The sequence below is a fragment of the Mesorhizobium sp. M7A.F.Ca.US.011.01.1.1 genome (assembly GCF_003998295.1).
Lineage (GTDB): Bacteria > Pseudomonadota > Alphaproteobacteria > Rhizobiales > Rhizobiaceae > Mesorhizobium.
Window position 1 is genome coordinate 1 of the sequence record NZ_RZRT01000118.1, and the last position, 6,705, is coordinate 6,705.

The 6,705-nt window shown below is 56.9% G+C and carries 5 protein-coding genes; all 5 read left to right on the plus strand.

Annotated elements, in window-relative coordinates; all coding sequences use genetic code 11:
* Positions 1–172: 172 nt before the first annotated feature.
* Positions 173–568, plus strand: a complete 396-nt coding sequence (locus tag EOA13_RS36215) for a hypothetical protein (RefSeq protein ID WP_127297927.1) — start codon at positions 173–175, stop codon at positions 566–568.
* Positions 561–2,837: a N,N-dimethylformamidase beta subunit family domain-containing protein gene (locus EOA13_RS36220; protein WP_127297928.1), complete on the plus strand. Its 2,277-nt coding sequence runs from the start codon at positions 561–563 to the stop codon at positions 2,835–2,837. The genes EOA13_RS36215 and EOA13_RS36220 overlap by 8 nt, the downstream gene beginning before the upstream one ends.
* A gap of 62 nt (positions 2,838–2,899) precedes the next feature.
* On the plus strand, positions 2,900–3,211 hold the full coding sequence (locus EOA13_RS36225; protein WP_127297929.1) for a Dabb family protein: 312 nt from the start codon (positions 2,900–2,902) through the stop codon (positions 3,209–3,211).
* Complete coding sequence (locus EOA13_RS36230; protein ID WP_127297930.1) at positions 3,208–3,609, plus strand: hypothetical protein; 402 nt, start codon at positions 3,208–3,210, stop codon at positions 3,607–3,609. Before EOA13_RS36225 ends, EOA13_RS36230 begins: the two co-directional genes overlap by 4 nt.
* The gene (locus tag EOA13_RS36235; protein ID WP_127297931.1) at positions 3,602–5,890 is read left to right on the plus strand and encodes a N,N-dimethylformamidase beta subunit family domain-containing protein; all 2,289 of its coding nucleotides are present in this window, start codon (positions 3,602–3,604) and stop codon (positions 5,888–5,890) included. The genes EOA13_RS36230 and EOA13_RS36235 overlap by 8 nt, the downstream gene beginning before the upstream one ends.
* Positions 5,891–6,705: the final 815 nt, after the last annotated feature.

Genomic DNA, 6,705 nt, shown 5'->3' on the forward strand with positions numbered 1-6,705 from the left:
GACCGAGGGCGAATTCGGAATCTCGATGGAGTTCGACACAGACGGGGAATTTGAGGAATACATGAAGGACAGGCCGCATTTAGATTTCGCCTTCTCCCGCTGGTTCCCCGCTATCACCGTCTCCCGAGACATTACGTTTAAGTCACTCGATTGATGAGAGAGAGGAAAAACCATGCCCGGAGTCTCGGACCCCGCTCGTTACATCAACAAGGAAGTGGAGCATTTTCACCCGGTTCACCATGCGCTACGTCGCAAGCACATGCGTAAACTTATCACGCCGGATGTCATCGAAGAACATCGCCGCAATCCGTTGGGCTATGGACCAGATTTCCACAGCTGGCCTCTTCATCATCTACTTGGATACTTCCGGACGCAGCCAGAGAGCGCCTACTTGATGCCCTATCATCACGCAGATAAGCAGAGCTTTGGCATCGCCGTTTCCACGCGAGGCCAGGAGCCGTTCGTCTTAGAGGGACATTCCTACCCGACGGTCGACGCAGCAAGACATTCAATCTTCGAAATGCGAGTCGCTGAACTGACGGCCGAGGAAGGTAGCGACGATGCTTGACGGTCGTCAACTCAGAGGCTACACCCAAAGTCCCAATATTCCCGCTGGGAGCGGCGTCACTATCCATGTGTCCTCGGACGTCGGGGACTACGAGGCAACGCTCGTTCGCCTGATCAATGGCGACCCGAACCCGTCTGGCCCTGGTTTCAAGGAAGAGGAAGTCCGGGACCTTGGCCGCTTCAAGGGTAGACGGCAGGAGACGCGGCCTGGAAACATGATCCGCGCCGACCTCCGTCGTCCGATGTCGTTCGAGGGAGGGTTCACCTTCCACGCGTTTGTCAAACCTACACGTCCGAGAGACGGTTACCAGGTGATCGCATCCCAAGGGCAGCCGGGTAAAGCGGGCTGGGAATTGTCCATCCGCCAAGGGCGCATGGCCTTTTCACTAGTCGACAGCAACGGCAACCGGAACGAGATAGCATGCGATAAACCCTTCTTCGACTATGTCTGGTACGCCGTATCCGTCACGGTCGATACGGAGCTACGATCTGTCACGCTCCGCCAGCGCTCCGTCATCAACGGCTTTAACAGCCGCTTCGGTCCGGTCGTGCCAATCGATGCCATATGCGAAAAGGCGATCACACTTACTGGTATTCCTGCCATCGCGGATGACCCAGTGACGCTTGGGGCAGCCCTGTCGGCTGACGGGAAGGCGGGACTTCACTGCTACAACGGCAAACTGGATTCTCCTGTCATTTTCGAGGCCTGCCTCGGTGCGGAAGATTTGCGACTCCTGGATAATGGTCATTCGGTTGTTCGGCCCGAAAGCTGCTTTGCGAGGTGGGACTTCTCCTATGGCATCAGCCTCAACGGCATTGCGACCGACCACGTCCAGGACGTGTCCGGCAACGAGCAGCATGGAGTCTGCCATAACCAGCCAATTCGTGCCTGCACCGGGTGGAACTGGAAGGGGAAGTTCGACTGCTACATGGTAGCACCGCAACAATACGGTGCGATTTGGTTTCATTCCGATGCGCTTGAGGATTGCGGCTGGGATGCGGATTTCACCCTCGACGTGCCGGAGGATGCCAGCTCAGGAGTGTACTCTGTCCGCCTCCGCGGGGGCGGTTACGAGGACTATGTAACGTTCTTTGTCACTCCGGCCGCAAAAGCCAAGCGCGCTCCCATCGCGGTGATAATGCCTACGTTCACCTACATGTCGTATAGCAATTTTTATCCGCTGCAGCATTGGGCCGCTGACGAGAGCGGCTTCGACGGACAGGAGGCGAACAATGGAGGGGTTTCCATTGCGACCACCCGCGACTTCGAGATCGCCGGAGGCGCGGCTCCCTACGGCGTGGCAAACTACGAACGGCACGTAGACGGCTCTGGAGCGATCTTCGCCACATGGCGACGCCCGCAAATCATGTTGCGGCCCAAACACCTGACCTCGTGGAATTTCCAAGGCGATCTCTGCCTCATCGATTGGTTGGAGGAGTCCGGATTCGAATATGACGTGATTACCGATCACGACGTCCACGAAGGCGCCCAACTCCTCGGCCAGTACAAGGTTGTCGTCACATGCACGCACCCCGAATATACGACGACGGCGTACAATGACGCGTGGGAGCAATACCTCGAACGGGGCGGGCGCGGTATGTATCTTGGCGGCAACGGCATGTACTGGGTGACGGCGCAGCCTCAGGGGAAGCCGTGGTTGATCGAAGTTCGTCGGGGCGAGACCGGCGACGGTGCGTGGCAGTCCGAACCGGGTGAGCAGTACACCAGCTCGACCGGCGAGCACGGCGGACTCTGGAGGATGCGCGGCCGGGCAGGCTACAAGATATGGGGCACAAGCTATATCGCACACGCACTCGAGCAAGGAGGATACTATGTCCAGCTGCCGGATTCAAAAGACGCACGCGTGCGCTGGATCTTTGAGGGAATTGAGCCGGGCGAAACTATTGGAGCGTTCGGTCACTGGTACAAAGGGGCCGCATCCGTCGAGCTCGATCGATACGACCTGGGTCACGGAACACCGCCCCACACTATGCTGTTGAGTAGTTCCGTCGAGCACGGGCCGAACGCGACGATCGTACCTGAGGAGATGGGTACCACCCACCCGTTCATCAACGGCATCGAACACCCTAAAGTGCGGGCCGACATGACCTATTTTACCACTCCTGAGGGAGGTGCCATGTTCAGCTCCTCATCAATCGGATGGTGCCACTCGCTGAACTGGAACGGGTACAGAAACAACGTGTCGCGCCTGACGGAAAATGTCCTCAAGCGCTTTGCCTCCGCAGATCCGCTGCCCGAGGTCGTCTAAGAAAACTGGAGGCCATCCGGCCTCCTCAGAAAACATTTGGTCATTGAACAGGAGTGCCGACCATGCAGCACATGGCCGTCTTTAACCTTCGCTATGCCCCGGAGTCTTCCGAAGAGGCTTCCTTCATCAAAACGATCGAGTATCTTGGCACGCTCCAGGGCGTGAAGAATTACAAGGTATGGCGGCAGACCGGTGCCCAGGCAGACTTCGCTTTCGCAATCTCGATGGAGTTCGAGACGGTCGCGGACTTCCGGTCCTATATGCTGAACGAGGACCACCTGAACTTCGCCTATGACAAATGGTATCCGCACATCAGAAACTCGATGGACATTAATCTCGAGGAAATGACGGACAAGGAGGTGGGCCGCCCATGAAAGGGCTTACCGATCCGCGTCTCTACAAGGACAAATACGTTCAACATTTCCATCCCGTCTTCAAGGACTTCCGCAGGCGAAACGTTCGGCCGATGGTAACGCGGGAGATAATCGCTGAACACGCTGCCAACCCACTGGGACTGCGACCCGACTTCCATAGTTTGCAGCTCCAGTATGTGTTGGCCTACTTCCGCACGATTTCAGAAGAAGCAATGTACCTACCGATCGAGCTCCCGAATAACTGGGGCTTCTCTATCGTGGCGGCCGCCCAAGGACGACCGCCGAAAGTGCTCTGTGAAGAAATCTACCCAACGGTTGACGCAGCCAGACATGCGATTTTTCTCAAACGTGTGGCGGAGCTTGAAGTTGAGAATGTGGAGGAGGAGGCAGATGTTTGAGACACGACGGCTGCGCGGTTACACCGATTTCCCCACGTATCGGCCGGGCGACGAAATCGAGTTTCGCGTGTCCTCCGACGTGGACACATATGAGGCCGTCCTCGTGCGCCTGATCGCAGGGGATCCTGATCCTAGAGGTCCTGGTCATAAGGAAGAGGAAGTCTGCACCGTAGGCACCTTCAACGGGCGGCGTCAGGAAACCCAGATCGGATCGTATGTGGAAGTGAGGGGCTCGCCCGAACTCGCTCTCGCGGACGGTTTCACGATCCATGCTTTCGTGCAGCCCACATTGGCAGGAGGAAAGCCGCAGACCATTATATCGAGATGGTGCGCCGAAGCTGAAATTGGCTGGATACTCGACATCGCCGGCGACGGTTGTCTCAGGATCAGGACATCGGACGGCCAACGCCAGTCGTCGCTTTGTCTAGACAAGCCGATGTTCAACCACGTCTGGTATTCCGTCGCGGCCACTTTCGATGCCAAGCTTTGCAGACTTGAACTCAGCCAAAAGAGTGTCATTAACAGTGTCAACAGCAGATTCGGTCCGGTTGTCCCGTTAGACAGCGATGATTCGCAAGGCCTCGACGCGGCTGTTCCGCCGCGCTGCACTGGCGGACCATTGATCATCGCCGGGGCGCCGAGAAACGCAAACGCGGAACGGCTTTGGGTGGAGCACTGCTATAATGGCAAAATTGATTCACCTTCGATCAGAAGCATCGCGCTGACCAGTGACGATTTCACCTCGCTTCTCGACGGAACCCTCAAAGATGCTCTTGGTGTGGTTGCTCGATGGGATTTCTCAGCGGGAGCATCATCGGAAGGCACCGGAGGGGACCCGGTCGTCGACCTTTCTCACAACGGATACCACGGCAGGTGCGTGAACCAGCCAACGCAGGGCTGCACCGGGTGGAATTGGAAGGGAAAGGTCGATTGCTATGCCTTCGCCCCCAACCAATATGGTGCACTATGGTTCCATGAAGATGCCATGGACGACTGCCGTTGGGAGTCCGATTTCTCGTTCAAGCTCTCAGCCGATCTCCGGAGCGGAGTTTACGCGATGCGGCTTCAGGGCAGCGGCCTCGAAGACTACATTACTTTTTTCGTCACTCCGGCCGCAGACGCGAAACGCGCCCCAGTGGCAGTCGTATTTTCCACCTTCACCTACATGGCCTACGGCAACTTTTACCCTATCCCAAACTGGCAAGAAGACGCGCCGGGCGATTACGCTCAGGAAGCCAACTTCGGCGGCGCCTCCATCTCGACATCCCGTGATCTCGAAGTCAATGGCAACGTCGCCCCTTACGGGCTTGCAAACTATGATAGGCATGCCGATGGCACTGGAGTCATCTACGCTACGTGGCGCAAGCCGATGGTCATGCTGAGGCCTAAGCACCTCACGACTTGGAATTTCGAAGGCGATCTCGGCCTGATCGATTGGTTGGAACAGAAGGGCATCGAGTACGACGTCATCACCGACCACGAAATTCATGCAAACGGAGTTGCCGAATTAAAGCATTACAAGGCGGTGATGACCACTTCGCATCCGGAGTATTGCACGACCCCGTATGTTGACGCCTGGGAACAATACCTAATGTCCGGCGGACGCGGCCTGTACCTCGGCGGCAATGGAATGTACTGGGTAACAGCGCTAGATGGGGACAAACCCTGGCTGCTTGAAGTCCGCCGCGGTGAAGTCGGCGACGGCGCTTGGCAGTCAGAGCCGGGCGAACAGTACATGAGCACAACATGCGAGCATGGGGGCTTATGGCGCAACCGCGGACGCTCTGGTTACAAGATATGGGGGACTTCGTACGCCGCTCACGCTCTGGAACAGGGCACATATTACGTCCGGCTTCCGGACTCCATGGACGAGCGCGTGCACTGGATCTTCGACGGCGTCGATCCTGCTGAGAAGATCGGTGACTTCGGGCTGGGATACAACGGTGCAGCAGCAGTCGAGGTCGATCGATACGATCTGCGCCTTGGCACTCCGCCACATACCCTCCTGCTTGCGAGCTCTATTGAACACGGACCGAACGCGTCGTTGGTGCCGGAGGAGATGGGTGGTACTCACCCGTTCGTCTCCGGTGTAGAACACCCGATGGTCCGCGCTGACATGACCTACTTCACCACACCGCATGGCGGCGCGATGTTCAGCACTTCCTCGATCGGCTGGATTCTGAGTCTGAATTGGAACGGTTACGACAACAACGTGTCAAGGATTACTGAGAACGTAATTAGGCGATTTGCATCAGAGGATCCAATGTCACCAGTGTTCTAGCCGACGTAGGTGGCTGGTAGCCCGGGTTCCCTGGCTTGCAATTTCCCTCATAAGTCGCCCTGATCACCTCATCAGAACTTCGTTTTTGGGGCGGACCTGCCTGTATGGCTTGATCAAGTATAACATCTAACAACCGGCGAGAAAAACATGAGTCAAAATCTGCATGGGAAGACTGCGCTGGTGACCGGAGCATCGTCTGGCATCGGTGCGGCGAATACAGAATAGGATTCTGTCTCAACTTCAGAGTTGCCGCTCTTGCCAGCTGGCGAGAAACGCCCTCAGCCTCGGGCTATGCGGATTTGAAAAAGGTCATCCGGATGGCCTTTTTTTTGACGATGCGCCCGGCATCCATGAAGATCACGCGACTTGCTACTTTCGCGGCAAAGCCCATCCATGGGTGACGATAGCCGTCGTCATCCCTTCGGAGACAAGCTGCTTCATCGTCCCAAAAACTTCGCCAAAGCTTTGGATCGAGAGCGGACGTGGGTTCGTCACAGAAAATGACCTAGGGGCCTCATTGCCAGGGCGCCGGCAATTCCGACCTGTTGCTTTTGACCACCCGAAGGCATTGATGGATAAGACGCTGCCTTGTGCGACATCCAACCTTCGATCCGGCCGGCCATCTTAGTCGAGAAGAGATTGCTGAGCGAAAGTGCTGGAAGGTACTAATCCATCAGGTCGTGCCTGAAGGAGCGCCGTGTATGAGCATCACCCGGCAGGTGTTCTGCGGATCAACGCCGTCGATGCGTGACACCAGGATGAAAGCGCCCGACGTGGCCAGCCTGAAGGCCTGAAGTTCGGCAGAGAAATTGGCC

What these genes read in the sequence shown, in the direction of transcription:
- EOA13_RS36220 (WP_127297928.1), top strand. Translation starts at nt 561, where the DNA reads ATGCTTGACGGTCGTCAACTCAGAGGCTACACCCAAAGTCCCAATATT.
- EOA13_RS36215 (WP_127297927.1), top strand. Translation starts at nt 173, where the DNA reads ATGCCCGGAGTCTCGGACCCCGCTCGTTACATCAACAAGGAAGTGGAG.
- EOA13_RS36225 (WP_127297929.1), top strand. Translation starts at nt 2,900, where the DNA reads ATGCAGCACATGGCCGTCTTTAACCTTCGCTATGCCCCGGAGTCTTCC.
- EOA13_RS36230 (WP_127297930.1), top strand. Translation starts at nt 3,208, where the DNA reads ATGAAAGGGCTTACCGATCCGCGTCTCTACAAGGACAAATACGTTCAA.
- EOA13_RS36235 (WP_127297931.1), top strand. Translation starts at nt 3,602, where the DNA reads ATGTTTGAGACACGACGGCTGCGCGGTTACACCGATTTCCCCACGTAT.